Source organism: Halobacterium litoreum (genome assembly GCF_021233415.1).
GTDB lineage: Archaea > Halobacteriota > Halobacteria > Halobacteriales > Halobacteriaceae > Halobacterium > Halobacterium litoreum.
The window spans coordinates 1,864,664-1,881,597 of sequence record NZ_CP089466.1; the positions used below are offsets into that span (position 1 = coordinate 1,864,664).

Annotated in this window: 18 protein-coding genes; 7 read left to right on the forward strand and 11 right to left on the reverse strand. The window is 69.6% G+C overall.

Translation table 11 applies throughout. The features are described 5' to 3' along the window. Positions 1–16 precede the first annotated feature (16 nt). From LT972_RS10265 to LT972_RS10285, 5 genes are all read right to left on the reverse strand, one after another. Positions 17–868: a UbiA family prenyltransferase gene (locus tag LT972_RS10265; protein ID WP_232570098.1), complete on the reverse strand. Its 852-nt coding sequence runs from the start codon at positions 866–868 to the stop codon at positions 17–19. A 32-nt stretch (positions 869–900) separates the two neighbouring features. Then, positions 901–2,157 (reverse strand): TIGR00341 family protein, encoded by a 1,257-nt coding sequence (locus LT972_RS10270; RefSeq protein WP_232570099.1) that lies wholly within the window; start codon positions 2,155–2,157, stop codon positions 901–903. Positions 2,158–2,202: 45 nt separating this feature from the next. Further along, positions 2,203–3,324: a pyridoxal phosphate-dependent aminotransferase gene (locus LT972_RS10275; RefSeq protein ID WP_232570100.1), complete on the reverse strand. Its 1,122-nt coding sequence runs from the start codon at positions 3,322–3,324 to the stop codon at positions 2,203–2,205. Between the two features lie 85 nt (positions 3,325–3,409). Beyond that, complete coding sequence (locus tag LT972_RS10280) at positions 3,410–3,745, reverse strand: DsrE family protein (protein ID WP_232570101.1); 336 nt, start codon at positions 3,743–3,745, stop codon at positions 3,410–3,412. A 393-nt stretch (positions 3,746–4,138) separates the two neighbouring features. Then, positions 4,139–4,885: a proteasome assembly chaperone family protein gene (locus LT972_RS10285; RefSeq protein ID WP_232570102.1), complete on the reverse strand. Its 747-nt coding sequence runs from the start codon at positions 4,883–4,885 to the stop codon at positions 4,139–4,141. A gap of 82 nt (positions 4,886–4,967) precedes the next feature. On the opposite strand from LT972_RS10285, the gene LT972_RS10290 reads away from it, so the two are divergent. Both LT972_RS10290 and LT972_RS10295 read left to right on the forward strand, forming a co-directional pair. After that, positions 4,968–5,879 carry an RsmB/NOP family class I SAM-dependent RNA methyltransferase gene (locus LT972_RS10290; RefSeq protein ID WP_232570103.1) on the forward strand — a complete coding sequence of 304 codons (912 nt, stop codon included), beginning with the start codon at positions 4,968–4,970 and terminating at the stop codon, positions 5,877–5,879. Next, positions 5,876–6,382: a DUF7122 family protein gene (locus tag LT972_RS10295; RefSeq protein WP_232570104.1), complete on the forward strand. Its 507-nt coding sequence runs from the start codon at positions 5,876–5,878 to the stop codon at positions 6,380–6,382. The genes LT972_RS10290 and LT972_RS10295 overlap by 4 nt, the downstream gene beginning before the upstream one ends. Here LT972_RS10295 and LT972_RS10300 read toward each other — a convergent pair. Then, complete coding sequence (locus LT972_RS10300) at positions 6,379–7,884, reverse strand: DUF790 family protein (RefSeq protein WP_232570105.1); 1,506 nt, start codon at positions 7,882–7,884, stop codon at positions 6,379–6,381. The genes LT972_RS10295 and LT972_RS10300 overlap by 4 nt on opposite strands. Positions 7,885–7,952: 68 nt before the next feature. On the opposite strand from LT972_RS10300, the gene LT972_RS10305 reads away from it, so the two are divergent. Beyond that, positions 7,953–8,300, forward strand: coding sequence for a hypothetical protein (locus tag LT972_RS10305; RefSeq protein WP_232570106.1), 348 nt, complete (start codon positions 7,953–7,955; stop codon positions 8,298–8,300). Here the strand turns inward: LT972_RS10305 and LT972_RS10310 are convergent. Genes LT972_RS10310 through LT972_RS10320 form a run of 3 tightly spaced genes read right to left on the reverse strand, consistent with a single transcriptional unit; the run spans position 8,297 to position 10,062 of the window. Then, entirely contained in the window at positions 8,297–9,670 is a 1,374-nt protein-coding gene (locus tag LT972_RS10310; RefSeq protein WP_390226309.1) for a DEAD/DEAH box helicase, read from the reverse strand. The two genes, LT972_RS10305 and LT972_RS10310, sit on opposite strands and share 4 nt — an antisense overlap. After that, positions 9,670–9,846 (reverse strand): hypothetical protein, encoded by a 177-nt coding sequence (locus LT972_RS10315; RefSeq protein ID WP_232570108.1) that lies wholly within the window; start codon positions 9,844–9,846, stop codon positions 9,670–9,672. Before LT972_RS10315 ends, LT972_RS10310 begins: the two co-directional genes overlap by 1 nt. A gap of 42 nt (positions 9,847–9,888) precedes the next feature. Next, positions 9,889–10,062, reverse strand: a complete 174-nt coding sequence (locus tag LT972_RS10320) for a hypothetical protein (protein ID WP_232570109.1) — start codon at positions 10,060–10,062, stop codon at positions 9,889–9,891. 173 nt (positions 10,063–10,235) lie between these two features. Between LT972_RS10320 and LT972_RS10325 the strand changes: the two genes are divergently transcribed. Continuing rightward, a complete protein-coding gene (locus tag LT972_RS10325; RefSeq protein WP_232570110.1) occupies positions 10,236–10,850 on the forward strand; it encodes a nucleotide exchange factor GrpE in 615 nt (204 codons plus the stop codon). A gap of 71 nt (positions 10,851–10,921) precedes the next feature. After that, positions 10,922–11,452, forward strand: coding sequence for an FKBP-type peptidyl-prolyl cis-trans isomerase (locus LT972_RS10330; RefSeq protein WP_232570111.1), 531 nt, complete (start codon positions 10,922–10,924; stop codon positions 11,450–11,452). A 3-nt stretch (positions 11,453–11,455) separates the two neighbouring features. Here LT972_RS10330 and LT972_RS10335 read toward each other — a convergent pair whose 3' ends face one another. Together LT972_RS10335 and LT972_RS10340 are read right to left on the reverse strand one after the other, a co-directional pair. Continuing rightward, positions 11,456–12,895 carry a sulfite oxidase gene (locus tag LT972_RS10335; RefSeq protein WP_232570112.1) on the reverse strand — a complete coding sequence of 480 codons (1,440 nt, stop codon included), beginning with the start codon at positions 12,893–12,895 and terminating at the stop codon, positions 11,456–11,458. Between the two features lie 73 nt (positions 12,896–12,968). Then, positions 12,969–13,451 (reverse strand): plastocyanin/azurin family copper-binding protein, encoded by a 483-nt coding sequence (locus tag LT972_RS10340; RefSeq protein WP_232570113.1) that lies wholly within the window; start codon positions 13,449–13,451, stop codon positions 12,969–12,971. A gap of 234 nt (positions 13,452–13,685) precedes the next feature. On the opposite strand from LT972_RS10340, the gene dnaK reads away from it, so the two are divergent. Together dnaK and dnaJ are read left to right on the forward strand one after the other, a co-directional pair. Beyond that, the gene (gene dnaK, locus LT972_RS10345) at positions 13,686–15,587 is read left to right on the forward strand and encodes a molecular chaperone DnaK (protein WP_232570114.1); all 1,902 of its coding nucleotides are present in this window, start codon (positions 13,686–13,688) and stop codon (positions 15,585–15,587) included. A gap of 27 nt (positions 15,588–15,614) precedes the next feature. Then, entirely contained in the window at positions 15,615–16,763 is a 1,149-nt protein-coding gene (gene dnaJ, locus LT972_RS10350) for a molecular chaperone DnaJ (protein ID WP_232570115.1), read from the forward strand. Positions 16,764–16,934 lie beyond the last annotated feature (171 nt).

Genomic DNA, 16,934 nt, shown 5'->3' on the forward strand with positions numbered 1-16,934 from the left:
CGGGCGGGGATAAGTGTTAGGCCAGTGGCCGGAACCAGACGGCGGCGACGAGCACGGCGAGGAAGACGTAACAGCCGCGAACGAGCAGCATCGTGGCTATCGTGGAGTCGGCGCGCGCTGCGAACGCGGCGACGACGCCGAAGGCCCCGACGGCGGCGACGGCGCTGGGCGGGAACACCGACGCCGCGGCGAACGCGACGACGCCGGCCATCGCCGTCGCCATCAGGCCGAACGCGAACCGGCGTGCGGCCGGCTTGCCGAGCACGACGGCGACGGTTCGCTTGTCGATGGAGCGGTCGTAGTCGTAGTCCTGGGCGTCGTCGATTACCTTGACGCCGGCGAGCAGGACGAGCAGGACGACGGCGAACGCGAGCGGGCGAACCGCGAGCGCGCCGACCTGGACGTAGTAGCCGCCGAGCAGTGAGATTGCGATGCCGAGGGGGTAGCCCGTCGTCGTGGTGACGGGGTTCGTGTCGAGTTGGGGGGCGTGGTGGTACGCGATGAGCCACGCCGGGAGCGCGAGCGCGGCGGCGCCCGGGCCGACGAGCCACCAGAGCACCGCGGTGCAGGCGAAGAACGCGAGCGTCGACGCGAGGATGGCGCGCCGACACCCCGGTTCGGTCATCGGATGGTCGTCGTCCTCGCCGCGCAGGTGGAAGTCGACGTAGCCGTCCTTGACGTGGGCGGTGTAGACGGCCGCGAACATCGCGGTGAGGTGGACGGCGGCGACGCCGAGGCGGAATTCGCCGGCGAGCACCGCGCCGAACGCGGACGCGGCGAGCGGCGGGAGCATGAACACGGGGTGGACCTGCGATGCCAGCGCGGCGAGGTCGGCGCGCGCGCCCTCGCCGTGCCGCGAGACGTGCATACTGTTACCATGGGTCTATGCGGGCATAACTGTCAGGGCGGCACGCGGTCGCGGTCCACGAACTGCACTTCGACGGGCACTAATCGCCCGGTCCGGTCCGCGAGCGCGCCCCGAATCCGGCCCGCCAGTTCGGGGTACGAGCGGTCGTCCGGGCGCTCCACGACGACGGTGACGCCGTAGTCGCCGCCCGCGACCGGAACCGTCGAGCGCACGCCGACGAGCGTCAGGTCGTCGTACTCGTCGGCGTCGAGCGTGTCGGCGACGGCGCGGTTCGCGTCTCGTTCGAACGCCATCTGGTCGGCGGTGAGTGCGGCCGCGCCGGCGAACGCCGCGCCGAGCACGAGCACGACGGCGCCGACGCGGGCGTACCGCCGCCACGGCGCGTCCCCCCAGTCGGCGGGCCGGTAGCCGAGTGTCCAGAGGACCGCGGGCGAGACGACGTTGATGGCGGCGAAGTTCGACGCGAGCAGGAGGGCGGCGCCCGCCGCGACCACCGGGAGGCCCCACGCGATGCCGACGCCGACGGCGGCGGCCGCGGGGATGAGCGCGGCGGCAATCATCACGCCGACCAGCGAGACGGGGAGCGCGGTGGCGAGGCCGAGCGACCCGGCGGCGCCGGCGGCGAGGCCGACGACGAGCGAGAGCGCGCCCGGCGAGATGCGCTGACTGATTTGCGTGACCGTGGTCACGTCGAGGGCGCCGGGGACGAACGACGCCGCCTGTACGAGCCACCCGACCGCGGCGGCGCCCGCCACCGCGACGGTGAGGCCGACGACCTGCGCGCGGAGGCCCGAGCGAATCATCCCGCGGTCGGCGAGCACGACGCCGACGGCGGCGGTGAGCGCGGAGCCGACCTGCGGCGCGATGACCATCGACCCGACGACCAGCGCGGGCGAGTCCAGCAGCAGGCCGGCGAGCGCGACGACCGCCGACAGCACCGTCATCGAGTAGTAGGTCGCGGCGTTCGGCGTCATGTCGCGGGCGGTCGCCGCGAGTTCGTCGGGGTCGATGGACTCGTCGGCCTCGCTCCCCTCGACGTACCGTGCTTCGAGGTCGTCGAAGCGCTCGGTGACGGCGCTCTCGGCGCTCGCGACGACGACGTAGCGGTCGTCGAGGCCGGCGTCCCGCAACTCCGAGAGGACGGGCTCGACGGCCTGTGCGGGGAGCGGAAATTCGACGAGCGTGTCGTCGGCGCCGTCCACGAGCACGTAGTCGACGCCCTCGTCGTCGAGGACGGCGAGCACGGACTCGCGGCTGTCGGCTGGGAGCGCGAACTGGACGAGACGCACCCGAGTCGCTTCGGCGCGAGCGAAAACAGTTAGTCGGTACTTACGCTACCGGACGGCGTTCGTCGCGGCGCGCATCGCCTCGATTGCTTCCTCCAGTTGCGCCATGTCGGTGGCGTAGGAGATGCGCGCGTACCCCTCGCCGTGGTCACCGAACGCCGACCCGGGCACCACGACCACGCCCTCGTCGATGACCGCGTCCACCCAGCCTTCGGGCACCTTCGGCATCGCGTAGAACGCGCCCTGCGGCGTCGGCACGTCCAGCCCCATGTCTTCGAGGCCGTCTAAGAGCACGTCGCGGCGCTCCTCGAAGGACGCCACCATCTCGTCGACCACGTCCTGCGGGCCGGAGAGCGCGGCCTCGGCCGCGTACTGCGCTGGCGCGCTGGCGCAGGCCTGGACGTACTGGTGGACGCGCAGCATGCGCTCGGCGCGGCGCTCGCTCGCGGCGACCCAGCCGAGTCGCCACCCCGTCATCGAGTACGTCTTCGAGCACGCGTTCACGACGACGACGTTGTCCGTCTCCGCGAACTCCATCGGCGAGCGGTGCTCGCCCTCGAAGACGATGTGCTCGTACACTTCGTCCGAGATGCAGAGCACGTCGTGTTCGTCCGCGATGCGCGCGAACTCCCGCATGTCCTCGGTCGATTGGACCGCGCCAGTCGGGTTCGCGGGAGAGTTCACGACGAACGCCGCGGTGTCGTCGGTGATGCGCTCCTCGACCGTCGCGGGGTCGAGGGTGAGGTCGTCGCGCAGGGGGAGACCGACCGGCTCGCCGCCCGCGATGCGAGTGAGCGCGTCGTAGGAGACGAACCCGGGGTCCGGGAACAAGACTTCCTCGCCGGGGTCGACGTGGGCTTCGAGCGCGAGGTGGAGCGCCTCGCTCCCGCCCGCGGTGGCGATGACGCCCTCGGGCGCGACCTCGACGCCCTGGTCCCGAGCGTGCTTGTCCACGATGGCGTCCACGAGGCCGGGCGTCCCGCGATTGGACGTGTAGCCGTCGGCCTTCCCGGCTTCGATGGCGTCCACGGCGGCCTGCCGGGCGTGCTCGGGCGTCGGGAAGTCGGGCTGACCGAGGCCGAGGTTGATGGCGTCCTCGCCCGCCGCCTCGAACACTTCCCGGATGCCGCTGATGGAGACCTGCTCTACGCGCTCGGAGAACTCCGTCATACCACCACGGGGGACGCGGGCCCTGATAACTCTTGGCGGTGTGGGGTGGTCGGTCAATCGCTCGCCGACGCGAGCAACACCGCAGTCAATCTTTCACGTACCCATACCCGTCGTCCTGCAGTCGCGCGAGTTCGCCGACGCCCGCCGGAACGGTTTCGACGCCGTCGGCGAGCGCGGACGCCTCGATGTCCCGCGAGCGCAGGGAGTTCCGGCACGCGGCAAACCGCACCCCGTCGTCCTCGCGGAGTGTCCGCACGCGAATCGCGTGCTCGGAGCGCGCCGTGAGCGTGCGCACGCCGTCGGCGTTCGCCACCACCGCCACGTCCTCGACGGCGACAGTGTCGTCGCCGAGCAGATTCTCGACGTTCGCGAGCACGTGCTCGGCCTCCTCGCGGCGCGCGTGATGGAAGACGACCTGCATACGAAAACGACGACTTCCGGCCCGAAAAGCGCGGTTTCCAGATTTCTCACAGTTCGTGGCCGATTGATCAACCGATATCGACACCACCCAAACAACCGATAGCAAGCATCCGCGAGCGAGCGGCTTGAAAAGCCCGAGCGAAGCGGTTCACTGCGCGAGCGGCGCGAGGCGGCGGAGCCGCCTCGGAATGCGCGAACGGGGGAACGGAGTGACCCGTGAGCGGCGAAGCCGTGAGCGCAGGCCGACGAGCGACCAGAGAGGGACGGCTTTGCCGTCCCTCAGGCCTGCGGGCGACTCGTGGGTCGCCCGCAGACAACGGGAGCGAGGAGTGCTTTTGGTGTCGGTTTTACCGAGTGAGGCGCGCGAAGCGCGCCGAACGCAGAGTAAAAGCGCCTACTGGAACATCCGCATGGGGCGGGCTTGCGTCGACTCTTCTTCGCTGGCTTCCTGCATGCGTTGGGCGAGGCGTTCTTTCTGGTCGCGGATGTCTTCGGCGCGGTCGACGAGGTCGTCGGTGGGGACGTCGATGCCGGCGAGCGGTTCGATGGCGTGGTCGAGGAGGCGTTTGGCGCCGGCGGGGTCGGGGAACTGTGGGTCGGATTCGACGACGAGGCCGATGGCGTCGAGGTCGTTCTCGCTGGCGCGGTTGACGAGCGCGCCGGTGGGGCCGCCGACGACGCCGCGCTCGGGCGGGGCGTCGATGCCGGCGTCTTCGAGGCGGGTGCCGGCGTCGCCGGTGGCGATGCCGAAGACGTCGGGGAGGTCGCCGGCTTCGAGGTCTTGGGCGGGGAGGCCGCTGAGGTAGAGCGGGGTGACGTCGCGGTCTTCGAGCCAGCCGGTGATGCAGTCCGAGAACTCGGTGCCGTTCCCGCGGGAGACGGGGACGTCGCTCTGGAGCGCGAGGAGGTTCCGGGATTCGTCGGCGTAGATGCGGACGGGCGCGAGCACGTCGTGGTCGCCGCCGTCGTAGACGGCGACGCGGGGGACGCCGTCGCAGTCGACGCTGGCGACGTACTCCATGTCGAAGGTGTCGACGAGGTGGTCGGTGGCGATTTTCCCGACGAGGCCGACGCCCGGGAGGCCTTCGACGAGGGTGGGCGAGTCGAGGTCGAACTCGGTTTTGACGCGGACGCGAGCCATGGTCGCGGTTTCGCGCGGCCGTCGCTTAAAGCCGGGGGCGGGAGCGCAACCCACAAACCGGCGTCCCGCCTACCCGGTGTCAATGGACGCGCTCTCGCGGTACGAGCCGATAATCGAGGAGTTCAACGCGTTCCTCGACGCCTGCGAGCGCCCGCTGCCGACGACGGTCCGCGTGAACCCCATCGAGGCGTCGCCGGACCGCGCGGTGGCGGCGCTCGAAGACGCCGGGGTCGAAGTGGAGCAGCGGGACTGGCATCCGGGCGTACTGGAAGTGGACACGGGGAAGCCGGGGAACACGTGGCCGTACGTACACGGCTGGATTCACGGACAAGAGGAGGTGTCCTGCGTGCCGCCGGCCGTCCTCGACCCGGAGCCGGGGTCGGTGGTGTGGGACGCGTGTGCCGCGCCCGGCGGGAAGACGGCCCAGTTGGCGGCTGAAATCGAGGACGACGGGCTGGTCGTGGCGAACGACGACAACCTCGGGCGGCTGTCGGCGCTCCGCGGGAACTGCGACCGGCTCGGCGTGACCTGTGCGGCGGTGACGAACACGGACGCGCGCCGGGCGACGCTGGACGCGTTCCCGAACGTGGAGGCGTTCGACAGCGCGCTGGTGGACGCGCCCTGCACGTGCGAGGGGACGATTCGGAAGAATCCGGACGCGCTGGAGGGTGCCGGAGCCGAGGCCAGCGAAAATCTCGGCCGGCTCCAGTCGGACATCCTCGAGCGCGCCGTCGAACTCACTCGCGAGGGCGGCGCCGTCGTCTACTCGACGTGTACGTTCGCGCCCGAGGAGAACGAGGCCGTCGTGGATTCCGTCCTCGACGCGGGCGACTGCGAACTGGTGGAATTCGACACCGGCCTCGATTCGGTGCCGGGGCTGACCGAGTGGAGCGGCGAATCGTACGACGAGAGCCTGACGAAGACGCGGCGGTACTACCCGCACCACAACGACACGGGCGGGTTCTTCGCGGCGAAACTGGAGGTGACGGCATGAGAGAAAACGACGGCACGCAGTTCGACCGACTGCCGGAGACGGGCAGCGAGCGCGACGTGGAGGGGCGGCCGAGCCGGAAAGCCGTCGTCGACTGGTGGGTCCAGCGCTTCGGCGTCCCCGAGGACGCGTTCGCGGAGTACACGCTCTGGGAGAAGGGCAAGGGGAAGGTGTGGGCGCTCCCGTACGACCTCGACGGCCCGGTGCCGGTGGAGGCACTCGGCCTGAAACTCCTGCGCACGCGACAAGAGCACTGGAAGCCGACGACCGACGCCGTCCAGCGGTTCGGGGGCGAGGCGACGAAGAACGTCCTCGAACTCGACGACGAGCGCGCGAAGCGATTCACCATGGGCGAGGACATCGACCTCGACTGGGACGGCGACTGGGGCTACCTGATCGTCGCCCACGAACTCGCGGCCGGCGTCGAACCAATCGGCGTCGGCCTGTTCACCCACGGCACCCTGAAGTCGATGATGCCGAAGGGCCACCAGCGGGACGTGGTCTAGTCCTTCTCGCGGAGCGTCCCGCCGCTCAGTCCCTCCCACTCGACGCGGTAGCCGAGCCGGGAGAACACGGCGCTCGGGTCGTCGATGCCGTACTCAGAGACGACAGCCTCGGCGTCGTCCTTCGAGAGTCCGGCTTCGAGGTCGGCGGCGATGTCGTCCAAGACGGCGGGACGGACGAGGGTGCGCCCGAGGCGCTCGTGGTCGGGGAACGACTTCGATTCGATGGCGTCGGCGCTCACGCCGTGGCGCTCGGCGAGAGCCGCGATGGAAATCGCGTCGTCGTCCGGGGCGAGTTCGTCGGGGAGCGCGTCGGCATTCGCGGCGACGAGGTCGGCTTCGAGGTCCGAGAGGGCGTTCACCACGTCCTTGACGCGCACCGACCCCGAGTACTCCACGACGCGGTGGTCGCGCGCCTCGATTTCCTCGCCGACGCCGAGGCTGGCGTCGACGGCGACGAGCAGCGTCTCGTCGGTGGCGTCGAGTTGTTCGAGTTTCTTCTCGACGTACTCGGGCGTCCAGAAGCCCATAATCTCGAAGTAGACGCGGGCGTCGCCGTAGTCGTACTCGAACGCGAAGTCCGGCACCATCAGGCGGTCGCCGGCGTCCAGCACGTCGGGTTCCCGGACGAGCGACCAGTCCAGCGAGAGCGACCCGAAGCGCGCCGCGAACTCGCGCTCGACGCCGCTGTCGAAGGACACGTCCGTGACGGGGTCGGCGTCCGGCACCGAGAGGTCGCCGTCGTCGAGCGTCAGGAGGCGCTCGGTGCCGCGGTCGTCCACCGTGGCTTCGACGCGCCACTCGGGTTGGTCGGCGACGGCGCGGAGGACGCGCGCGAACCGCGTGCCGTACCGGCGCGTGTTCCGGAATAACGCGTCTGGCCCCGTCAGCACGACCTCGCGGCCGTCCGCGACCGGAACGACCTCGTAGAGCAGGCCGAGGCGCTTGACCGCCGAGACGAGCGAGCGCGGGTCCGACGACCGCACGCGCATCTCGGTCGCGTCGAACAGCGCGGTCTGCGCGAGCGAGAGGTTGTACTGCGCGACCAGCGACGCGGGGTTCCAGCGCGGCGCGACGCGCTCCAGCATCTCGCGGGTCTCCCGGTCGGCGTACAGCGAGGCCGCGATGTCGTCGGGCGTCGGGTCGCCGGGGAACCGGTCGGCCGCGAGCGCGAGCGCCTCGTCGCGCTCGGCTCCGGTGACGACGCCGACGTCCTCGCCGGCGTCGAAGGCGGCGCGGCGCGCGCTCCGCGGGTCGACCGCAGACTCGACGGCGAACTCGGCGTCGCGCTCCACGAGGTGCGCGAATCCCCGGACGAGTTTGAAGTCGTCGGCGTCGGTTTCGAGGGCCGAGAGGGCGTCCCGGAGCGCGCCGCGTTCCTCCCCGACGTGCCCCTGGAACGTCCCGAGGACGCGCCCGGCGAGCGCCTCGTCGGTCGCGTCGGCGAACTGCGGGTGGTAGCCGCCGCCCGCGCGAGACACGCGGAGGAGGTCTTTCGTCAGCACGGCGCCGGGTAGGCGCCGGGCGCACAAAAAGACAGAAGATACTTGCCCGCAGGCCGGGACTCGGAGGTATGAAGCGGCGGACCCTGCTCGGGCGGACGGCGGCCGCGGGCGCGGCGTTCGCGCTCGCGGGCTGTCTGCGCCGCGGCGGCGACGAGAACGTCCTCCAAGTGTCGAGTACGGACTTCGGAGAGACCGAGGACGGCCACCTCTACTTCGACGCCACCATCTCGAACCCCAGCGACCGCGAGGCGTCGGGCACCGTCTACGTGAACAGCGAACTCAACGGGAACGCGTCCACGAAGGTCAGGCAAGTCGACCTCGGCCCGCACTCCACGACGACGTTCCGCATCACGTACGACGTGGCGTTCGCGAACGTGTCGGACTTCACGCCGAACGTCGACCTCACCGAGGACTAGCGCCGGCGGTCCGCGACTCGTTCTTCGGCGGTGTCCGCGCTCACGAGTTCGTAGAGGAGCGCGCGCTCCCCGTCGGCTTTCGGGCGGAGGATGCGCCCGAGGCGCTGGGTGAACTCTCGCTCGCTCCCGCTGCCCGCGAACACCACGGCGACGTTCGCGTCCGGCACGTCGACGCCCTCGTCGAGGACGTTCGCGGTGACGACCCGCGAGTACGTGCCGTCACGGAACTTCGAGAGGACGTCGCGGCGCTCGCTCGCGCCAGTCTCGTGGGTGATGGCGGGGAGCAAGAAGCGCTCGGAGAGCCGGTAGACGAGGTCCGTCGACGCGGTGAACACGATGACGCGGTCGCCCCGGTGGCGGTCCAGAATCTCCGTGAGTTCCGCGACCTTGGCGTCGCTCTCGCGGACGATGCGGCGGGCGCGCTGTTTCGCGAGCAGGGCCGCCCGCGCTCGCGGGTCGGTGCCCGAGCGCTTGACGAGTTCCTGGTAGTCGCTCCCGGAGCGGAACTGGATGTTCGACTGCTGGAGGTAGTCGGTGAACGTCCCCTGTGCGTCCTCGTAGGCCTCGCGTTCCTCGGCGGTCAGGGGGACCTCGATTCGCTTCACGTCGTAGTCCGCGAGGTGGTCGCCCGCGAGGTCGTCCGCTGAGAGCCGGTAGACCGCGTCGCCGACGAGGTCGGCGATTGTCTCGTGGGCGCCGTCGGGGCGCTCGAACGTCGCGGTGAGGCCGAGGCGCGCGGGCGCGGCGAGCAGTCGGGCGGTGTCGCGGAACCCCTCGCCGCCGAGGTGGTGGACCTCGTCGAAGACGACGAGGCCGAAGCGGTCGCCGAGGTCGTCGGCGCGCAGGTACGCGGAGTCGTAGGTCGCCACCGTAATCTCGCCGACGGTCTGCTCGCCGCCGCCGAGCTGGCCGAGTTCGCAGTCGAACTCGCGGGCGAGTTCGCGTCGCCACTGCGTCAGCAAGTCGATTGTGGGGACGACGACGAGCGCCGTCTCGCCGACCGCCTCGATGGCCTTCAGGCCGATGACCGTCTTCCCGGAGCCGGTGGGGAGTTCGAGTACCCCCCGCCGGTCGTTGGTCTGCCACGCGTCGAGGGCGTCGCGCTGGTAGTCTCGCAGCTCGTAGGTCGACGTCACGTCGAGTCGCTCCGCGGCGAGCGCGTCGTCGTCGAACTCGATGCCGCGGTGGCGGAGCGCGTCTACGACCGCGGCGTACCGCATCGCCGGCGCGCGCCCCGTCTCCGTGCGCTCGTCGTAGGCGACGCCGGGGAGCGCGTCCAGCAGGTCGCGGTCCTCGGTGTCGACGCGCAGCGTGCCGTCCTCGAACGCGAGGCGAACCGTCACGGCCCGCGGTACGCGCCGGGCCGACATTAGTCGTCTGCCTGCGCGGCGCTGAGCACGACGGCGAACGCGGCGCCGAGTCCGAACCCGAGCGCGAGTGCGAGCGCCAAATCGGCGGCCGTGAGGTAGGTCACGAGCGCGACGCCGAAGCCGAGCACGAGACCGGTGACGACGCCGAACTGCGTGAGCGTGAAGTCGTCGGCCACGGTTAGGGAGACGCGAGCCGCGGGGATAGCCGTTGCCCCGGCTCAGAACTCCAGTTCGTCGGCGAGGACGTTCGCGGCGACGCCGAGCGTGAGGCCGACGCCGAGTGCGACCGGGAGCAGGTACGCGAGGCTGTCGTTGGCGGCGCCGAGCACCGCGCCGAGCGAGACGCCACAGCCGAATCCGAGCGCGAGACCCCCGCCCGTGAACCCGTGCATGCGGGTGGCACTCTCGGCCGCCCACGTAGCCTTTTCGCCACCCGACAACTGGCAGTAATTTACCGGTTCGTGAGGTGTCACGCCGCCCGAGCGGTCGTCGAGGGCGAGACGGGCGGACGGGAGACGCGGGGCGTCCCGAAATCCGTATACCCGAGCGGGCGTTTCTCTCGCGTATGAGCAACGACGCCGAGGGAGCCGCGGAGGCGGCCGAGGACGCCGACGCGGACGCGCAGGCACCGGCGGAGTCCGAGCAGGCGCTCGCGGACCGCGTGCGCGAGCAAGCGGGCGACGACCTCGCCAGCGACGTGGCAGACCTCGAATCGCGCGTCGCGGAACTGGAAGCCGAGCTTTCGGACGCCCGCGAGGAGGTCGACGACCTGACCGAGCGCCTCCAGACGAAGCAGGCCGACTTCCAGAACTACAAGCAGCGCGCGAAGCGCAAACAGGACCAGATTCGGGAGCGCGCCACGGAGGACCTCGTGGAGCGCTTACTGGACGTGCGGGACAACCTCGGGCGCGCGCTCGACGAGGACAGCGACGACGTCGAGGCGCTCCGGGAGGGCGTGGAACTGACGCGCAAGGAGTTCGACCGCGTGCTCGAATCGGAGGGCGTCGAGGAGATTCGCCCGGAGCCGGGCGCGGACGTGGACGCCCAGCGCCACGAGGTGATGATGCGCGTCGACAGCGACCAGCCGGCGGGCACCGTCGAGGACGTCTACCGGCCGGGCTACGAGATGGCGGACAAGGTCCTGCGGACGGCGCAGGTCACGGTCAGCGACGACGAGTAGCGGCTTTTCTGTCGGCATCTGGCCACCACGTGGCGGCAACTGGGTTGGGCGGCGGCGTCGAACTGTCGGGCATGGTCTCCACAGGCGACCGGGCGGTCGTCCACTACGTCGCGCGCCTCGCCGGCGAGGACGCGGGCGCGGTGGTCGACACGACGGACGTGGACGTAGCGCTCGCCGAGGACGCGTACTACGGCCGACGCGACTACGAACCGCTCGTGTTCGAGGTCGGCGCTGGCGAAGTTCTGGCGCCCATCGAGGACGCGGTGCGGCAGATGGACGCGGGCGAGACCCGAGAAATCGAGGTGGACGCGGGCGACGTGTTCGGGGCGCGGAGTGACGAGCGCGTGGTGTCGGTCCCGCGCGAGGACCTCGAAGCGCGCAGCGACACCGACGCGGCCGAGGGCGAACTGGTCGCGAGCGAGGACGGGCAGACCGGCTGGATTACCGACGTGGGCGAGGAGCGCGTCGAAATCGACTTCAACCACGAACTCGCGGACGAGCGGCTCAGTTTCGAGGTGCGACTGCTCGACGTGAACCCGGACGAAAACGACGGAGTGGGTGGCGGCGAGGAGGCGAGCGGGGGCGACGAGACCGAAGCGTGACCGTCACTCGACGGTGACGTTCACGGCGTGAGGCATGTAGGCGTTGTTCGCGTAGCCGTCCTGATTCCACGGGAACTGGTCGTTCTGGATGCCGCGGAGTTGGTCTTCGGGCGCGGAGACAGTGGCCGGCTGGCTGCGGCCGCGGGCGTCCGTGGCTCGCGAGACGAGCGTGTAGTCACCGGGTTCGGGCTCCCAGACGTACCGGAACAGCCGCCACGTGTACTCGCCGAGCGCCGGCTGGAGGAACTCCGCCTCGTTCCACGTCTCGCCGCCGTCCGCCGACACCTCGACGGTCTCGACCGTCTCGTCGCCCGCCCACGCGGCGCCGACCACCTCGATGGTGCCGTCGCGGCGCGGCGAGACGGTCGAGTCCTCGCCGGGGAAGCCGATGAGCGACTTCACGAGTTGGTCGTAGAGGTAGGCGTTCCGAATCTGGTCGGTCGCCTGCATCTGGTCGTACGTGTCGTAGATGTCGATGGACTGGTACTGCTCGGCCTCGTCGTCCTCCTCCGGGATGATGCGGTAGGAGTACTGCTGCCAGTGGGTGTAGAGGCGCTGTTCGTCGGTCTCCCACTCGTCCCCGTACACCATCATGTCCATCACGTGCAGCCGATTCACCCACTTCACGTTGTTGTTGCCGAACCACCCGGGGACGAGGATGCGCACCGGGAAGCCGTGTTCCTTCGGGAGCGGGCGGCCGTTCATCTCGTAGGCGAGCATGCAGTCGTCCATCACCTTCGACATCGGGATGGAGCGCGTGAAGATGTCCTCGCCGTCCGGCGCGTCGCCGCCCATCACGGACACCCACATGTCGTCGGCTGTGTCCGCGCCGTAGGCTTCGAGGACTGCGGAGAGTGGCGTGCCCGTCCACTCGGCGTTGCCGACGGCGCCGAACGTCCACTGGTTCCCGCCGACCTGTGGCTCGAAGTACGACCGGCCGTTCCCCGAGCACTGCATCGTGTGGAAGACGGTCTCCGTGGGGAACTCCTCCTTGAGTTCCTGCATCGACACGTCGACTTCCTCGTCGACCATCCCGGTGAGGGATATCGACCACTCGCTCTCCTCTATCTCGGGGGAGACGTAGTGGTTCCGGATGTAGAACTCCTCGACGGGCGTGACGAAGTCGGTGTACGTCTCGCGGGCCGCGGCCTCGGCGTTCTCGGGCTCCGGCGAGAGGATGCGCAACCCCGGATACTTCTCGGCGAGCGACGGTCCCTCGGGTTCGGTGGTGGTTTCGGTTGTCTCCGTTGTCTCAGTGGTGGTCGCTTCGGTCGTGCCTGTCGTCTCGGTGGTCGTGGTGTCCTGCCCGCCGTCGCCCCCCTGACAGCCGGCGAGGAGCGCGACGCCGGTCGCGCCGGTCGCGGCCAGGAAGCGCCGACGCTTCAGGTAGCGGTCGCGTGCTCGGTCGCCGGTCGGTCTGTCGCTGGCATCGCGCTCTGTCATGATACGTGTGAACAGTTCGCGCAGGCGACAGTAGTGCGTTCTTCCGACGTGGTTGGCCGGAGGCCGCGAGGTACTAACCAGATACCGTGACCGTGCCGACCATCCCCTGACCGGCGTGGGGCGCACAGACGTAGACGTACTCGCCGGCCACCTCGAAGGTGTGCTCGAACACCTCGCCGACGTCGTTGATAGAGAAGTGCGCGTCCCCCTCGTAGGAGGCGAACGGCTCCGCGCCCTCCGGGTTCCGGCATTTCTCGGACGCGCCGGGGAGACTGGTGACGTTGTGGCCGGGACTGCGGAACGTCCACCGGACCGTGTCTCCGAGCGCGATGTCCACGTCCTCGGGGTCGAACCGGAGGCGTCCCTCGGGCCCGGCGTCCACGTCCACGACGTTTCCGGCTTCGGTCGTCGTGGCCGTCGTCGTCGCGGTGGTCGTCGTCGCGGTGGTCGTTCCGTCGCCCCCACCGCCGCCCGCCGGGGCTTCGATACAGCCCGCGCTCGCGACTGCGACCGCCGCGACGCCACACCGCCGGAGGAACGCTCGTCTGTCCTGCATAGATTCCAGTTCACGTCGTGACAGGATAAGCGTGGTTTCCAGACGGCGACCAGACGGTACGCACCCGGCAACACCACACGACTGCGCGGCGACTGACCACCGGTTCATCATAAATTACACGACCCGAATCTGGCGAGATACCGGAAACCGCAAGACTGCGGCCCGACGCCTGCTCGTGGTACACCGTCACACTAGCAAGGTTTAAACGCCAAACGCCGCTTACAATCGGGTAACATGGCGAGTGAGAAGATTCTGGGCATCGACCTCGGCACCACGAACAGCGCGTTCGCGGTGATGGAGGGCGGCGACCCCGAAATCATCGTGAACGGCGAAGGCGACCGCACCACCCCGTCGGTCGTCGCGTTCGACGAGGGCGAGCGACTCATCGGCAAACCCGCGAAGAATCAGGCCGTGCAGAACCCCGACGAGACCGTCGAGTCCATCAAGCGCCACATGGGCGAGGAGGACTACGCGGTCGAACTCGACGGCGAGGAGTACACGCCCGAGCAGGTCTCGGCGATGATTCTCCAGAAGATAAAGCGCGACGCCGAGGAGTACCTCGGCCACGACGTCGAGAAGGCCGTGATTACCGTTCCGGCCTACTTCAACGACCGCCAGCGGCAGGCGACCAAGGACGCCGGCGAAATCGCCGGCTTCGAGGTCGAACGCATCGTCAACGAGCCGACCGCCGCGTCGATGGCGTACGGCCTCGACGAGGACAGCGACCAGACGGTCCTCGTCTACGACCTCGGCGGCGGGACGTTCGACGTCTCCATCCTCGACCTCGGCGCGGGCGTCTACGAGGTCGTCGCGACGAACGGCGACAACGACCTCGGCGGCGACGACTGGGACGAAGCCCTCATCGACCACCTCGCCGACGAGTTCGAGAACAACCACGGCATCGACCTGCGCGACGACCGGCAGGCCCTCCAGCGTCTCAAAGACGCCGCCGAGGAGGCGAAAATCGAACTCTCCTCGCGGAAGGAGACGACGGTCAATCTGCCGTTCGTCACCGCGACCGACTCCGGCCCGGTCCACCTCGAACAGGACGTCACGCGCGCCACGTTCGAGAACCTCACCGAGGACCTCATCGAGCGCACGGTCGGCCCGACGGAGCAGGCCCTCGAAGACGCCGGCCTCGACAAGGGCGACATCGACGAGGTCATCCTCGTCGGCGGGTCCACCCGGATGCCCCAGGTCCAAGAGAAAGTCGAGGAACTGGTCGGGCAGGAACCGAAGAAGAACGTCAACCCCGACGAAGCCGTCGCGCTCGGCGCGGCCGTGCAGGGCGGCGTCCTCTCCGGTGAAGTCGACGACATCGTGCTCGTGGACGTGACGCCGCTCTCGCTCGGTATCGAAGTGAAAGGCGGTCTCTTCGAGCGCCTCATCGAGAAGAACACCGCCATCCCGACCACCGCCTCGAAGGTGTTCACCACGGCGGCTGACAACCAGACGAGCGTCCAGATTCGCGTCTTCCAGGGCGAGCGCGAAATCGCCGACGAGAACGAGTTCCTCGGCGACTTCCACCTCTCGGGCATCCCGCCGGCGCCCGCCGGCACCCCCGAAATCGAGGTGTCCTTCGAAATCGACGCCGACGGCATCGTGAACGTCGAAGCCGAGGACAAGGGCTCCGGCAACGCCGAGTCCATCACCATCGAGGGCGGCGCGGGCCTCAGCGACGACCAGATCGAGGAGATGCAAGAAGAGGCCGAGGCCCACGCCGAGGAAGACGAGGAGCGCCGCGAGCGCATCGAAGCGCGCAACGAGGCCGAGACGGCCATCCAGCGCGCGGAGAACCTCCTCGACGAGAACGAGGAACTCGTCGACGACGACCTCGAAGCCGACGTTCACGACGAAATCGAGAACGTCGAGGAAGTCCTCGACGACGAGGACGCCGACGCCGACGAACTCGAAGCCGCGACCGAGAGCCTGAGCGAGACGCTCCAGGAAATCGGCAAGCAGGCCTACCAGCAACAGGAAGCGCAGGCCGGCGCGGCCGGCGGCGCTGGCGGTGCTGGCGGCATGGGCGGCATGGGCGGTGCCGGTGGCATGGGCGGCGCCGCGGGCGCCGACGGCGACGGCGAGGACTTCGTCGACGCCGACTTCGAAGACGTTGACGAAGACGAAGAGAACTAACCGGCTCCCCCTACTCTGTCTGCACAGATGAGCGACGACTTCTACGACGTTCTCGGCGTCGGGCGGGACGCCAGCGAGGACGAGATACTCGAGGCGTACCGTGAGAAGGTGTCGGAGTACCACCCCGACGTGAGCGACGACCCCGACGCCGAGGAGAAGTTCAAGCAGATTCAGAAGGCCAAGGACGTCCTCACGGACGACGAGAAGCGCCAGCGCTACGACCAACTCGGCCACGAACGGTTCACCGAGGCCGAGAAGCGCGGCGCGGGCGGCGGCGGCGGTGGCGGCCGCGGCGGGATGGGCGGCAACCCCTTCGGTGGCGGCGCGGGCGCCGGCGGCATGGGCGACATCTTCGACCAGTTCTTCGGCGGTGGCGGCCGCGGCGGTGGCGGCCCCCAACAGGGCCGCGACCTCCGCACGCGCCTTTCCATCGACCTACAGGAGGCCTACGACGGCGTCACCAAACAGGTGACCGTGCGCCGCCCCGAGCGCTGTCCCGACTGCGACGGCGCGGGCTACCCCGAGGACGCCGACGTGCGCACGTGCCCGCAGTGTGACGGCCAAGGCCACGTCACGCAGGTCCGACAGACGCCGCTCGGCCGCGTCCAGCAGCGACAGGAGTGTTCGCGCTGCGGCGGCGACGGCGAACTCCACTCAGAGACGTGTTCGACCTGCAGCGGGCAGGGCCAGACCCGCGAGCAGGCGACGCTCACCGTCGACGTGCCCGCCGGCATCCGCTCCGGGCAGACGCTCCGCATGGACGGCGAGGGCGCGCCCGGCGACAAGGGCGCGCGCAACGGCGACCTGCTCGTCGAAGTCGAGGTCGAATCCCACCCCGACTTCGAGCGCGACGGCGACGACCTCGTTCACCGCCACGCCGTCTCCTTCCCGCAAGCCGTCTTCGGCGACGAAATCGAAGTCCCGACCCTCGACGGCGGCGCCACCTTCGACCTGGACGCCGGCACTCAGAGCGGCGAAACCTTCCGCCTCCAAGGCAAGGGCATGCCCCGCCTGCGCCGCCGCGGCGACGGCGACCTCTACGTCACCGTCCAAGTCGTCACCCCCGACTCCCTCAACGACGAACAACGCGAAGCCCTCGAAGCCTTCGCGGAAGCCGGCGGCGAGGAAATCGACGTCGAACAGGGCTTCTTCGAGAAACTGAAGAACTCACTCTAGCCCACTTTTTGCTATGCGAGGCGCGCTGCGCGCGCCTCGCTTGCAAAAACTTGGGGAAAAAGCCTCCGCTCACTACGTTCGCGGAGTGAACCGCTCGCGCGTTCCGAGGCGGCTTCGCCGCCTCGCGGCGCTCGCGGATGCTCAGTTATCAGCCGGACAGCCGGTCGTATC

Excerpts from the sequence above, each read along its gene's own strand:
- LT972_RS10285 (WP_232570102.1), bottom strand. The coding sequence starts at position 4,885 with ATGGCTCGCGTCCGCGTCAAAACCGAGTTCGACCTCGACTCGCCCACC.
- LT972_RS10290 (WP_232570103.1), top strand. The coding sequence starts at position 4,968 with ATGGACGCGCTCTCGCGGTACGAGCCGATAATCGAGGAGTTCAACGCG.
- LT972_RS10320 (WP_232570109.1), bottom strand. The coding sequence starts at position 10,062 with ATGCACGGGTTCACGGGCGGGGGTCTCGCGCTCGGATTCGGCTGTGGC.
- LT972_RS10310 (WP_390226309.1), bottom strand. The coding sequence starts at position 9,670 with ATGTCGGCCCGGCGCGTACCGCGGGCCGTGACGGTTCGCCTCGCGTTC.
- dnaJ (WP_232570115.1), top strand. The coding sequence starts at position 15,615 with ATGAGCGACGACTTCTACGACGTTCTCGGCGTCGGGCGGGACGCCAGC.
- LT972_RS10295 (WP_232570104.1), top strand. The coding sequence starts at position 5,876 with ATGAGAGAAAACGACGGCACGCAGTTCGACCGACTGCCGGAGACGGGC.
- dnaK (WP_232570114.1), top strand. The coding sequence starts at position 13,686 with ATGGCGAGTGAGAAGATTCTGGGCATCGACCTCGGCACCACGAACAGC.
- LT972_RS10330 (WP_232570111.1), top strand. The coding sequence starts at position 10,922 with ATGGTCTCCACAGGCGACCGGGCGGTCGTCCACTACGTCGCGCGCCTC.
- LT972_RS10335 (WP_232570112.1), bottom strand. The coding sequence starts at position 12,895 with ATGACAGAGCGCGATGCCAGCGACAGACCGACCGGCGACCGAGCACGC.
- LT972_RS10325 (WP_232570110.1), top strand. The coding sequence starts at position 10,236 with ATGAGCAACGACGCCGAGGGAGCCGCGGAGGCGGCCGAGGACGCCGAC.
- LT972_RS10280 (WP_232570101.1), bottom strand. The coding sequence starts at position 3,745 with ATGCAGGTCGTCTTCCATCACGCGCGCCGCGAGGAGGCCGAGCACGTG.
- LT972_RS10305 (WP_232570106.1), top strand. The coding sequence starts at position 7,953 with ATGAAGCGGCGGACCCTGCTCGGGCGGACGGCGGCCGCGGGCGCGGCG.
- LT972_RS10340 (WP_232570113.1), bottom strand. The coding sequence starts at position 13,451 with ATGCAGGACAGACGAGCGTTCCTCCGGCGGTGTGGCGTCGCGGCGGTC.
- LT972_RS10275 (WP_232570100.1), bottom strand. The coding sequence starts at position 3,324 with ATGACGGAGTTCTCCGAGCGCGTAGAGCAGGTCTCCATCAGCGGCATC.
- LT972_RS10265 (WP_232570098.1), bottom strand. The coding sequence starts at position 868 with ATGCACGTCTCGCGGCACGGCGAGGGCGCGCGCGCCGACCTCGCCGCG.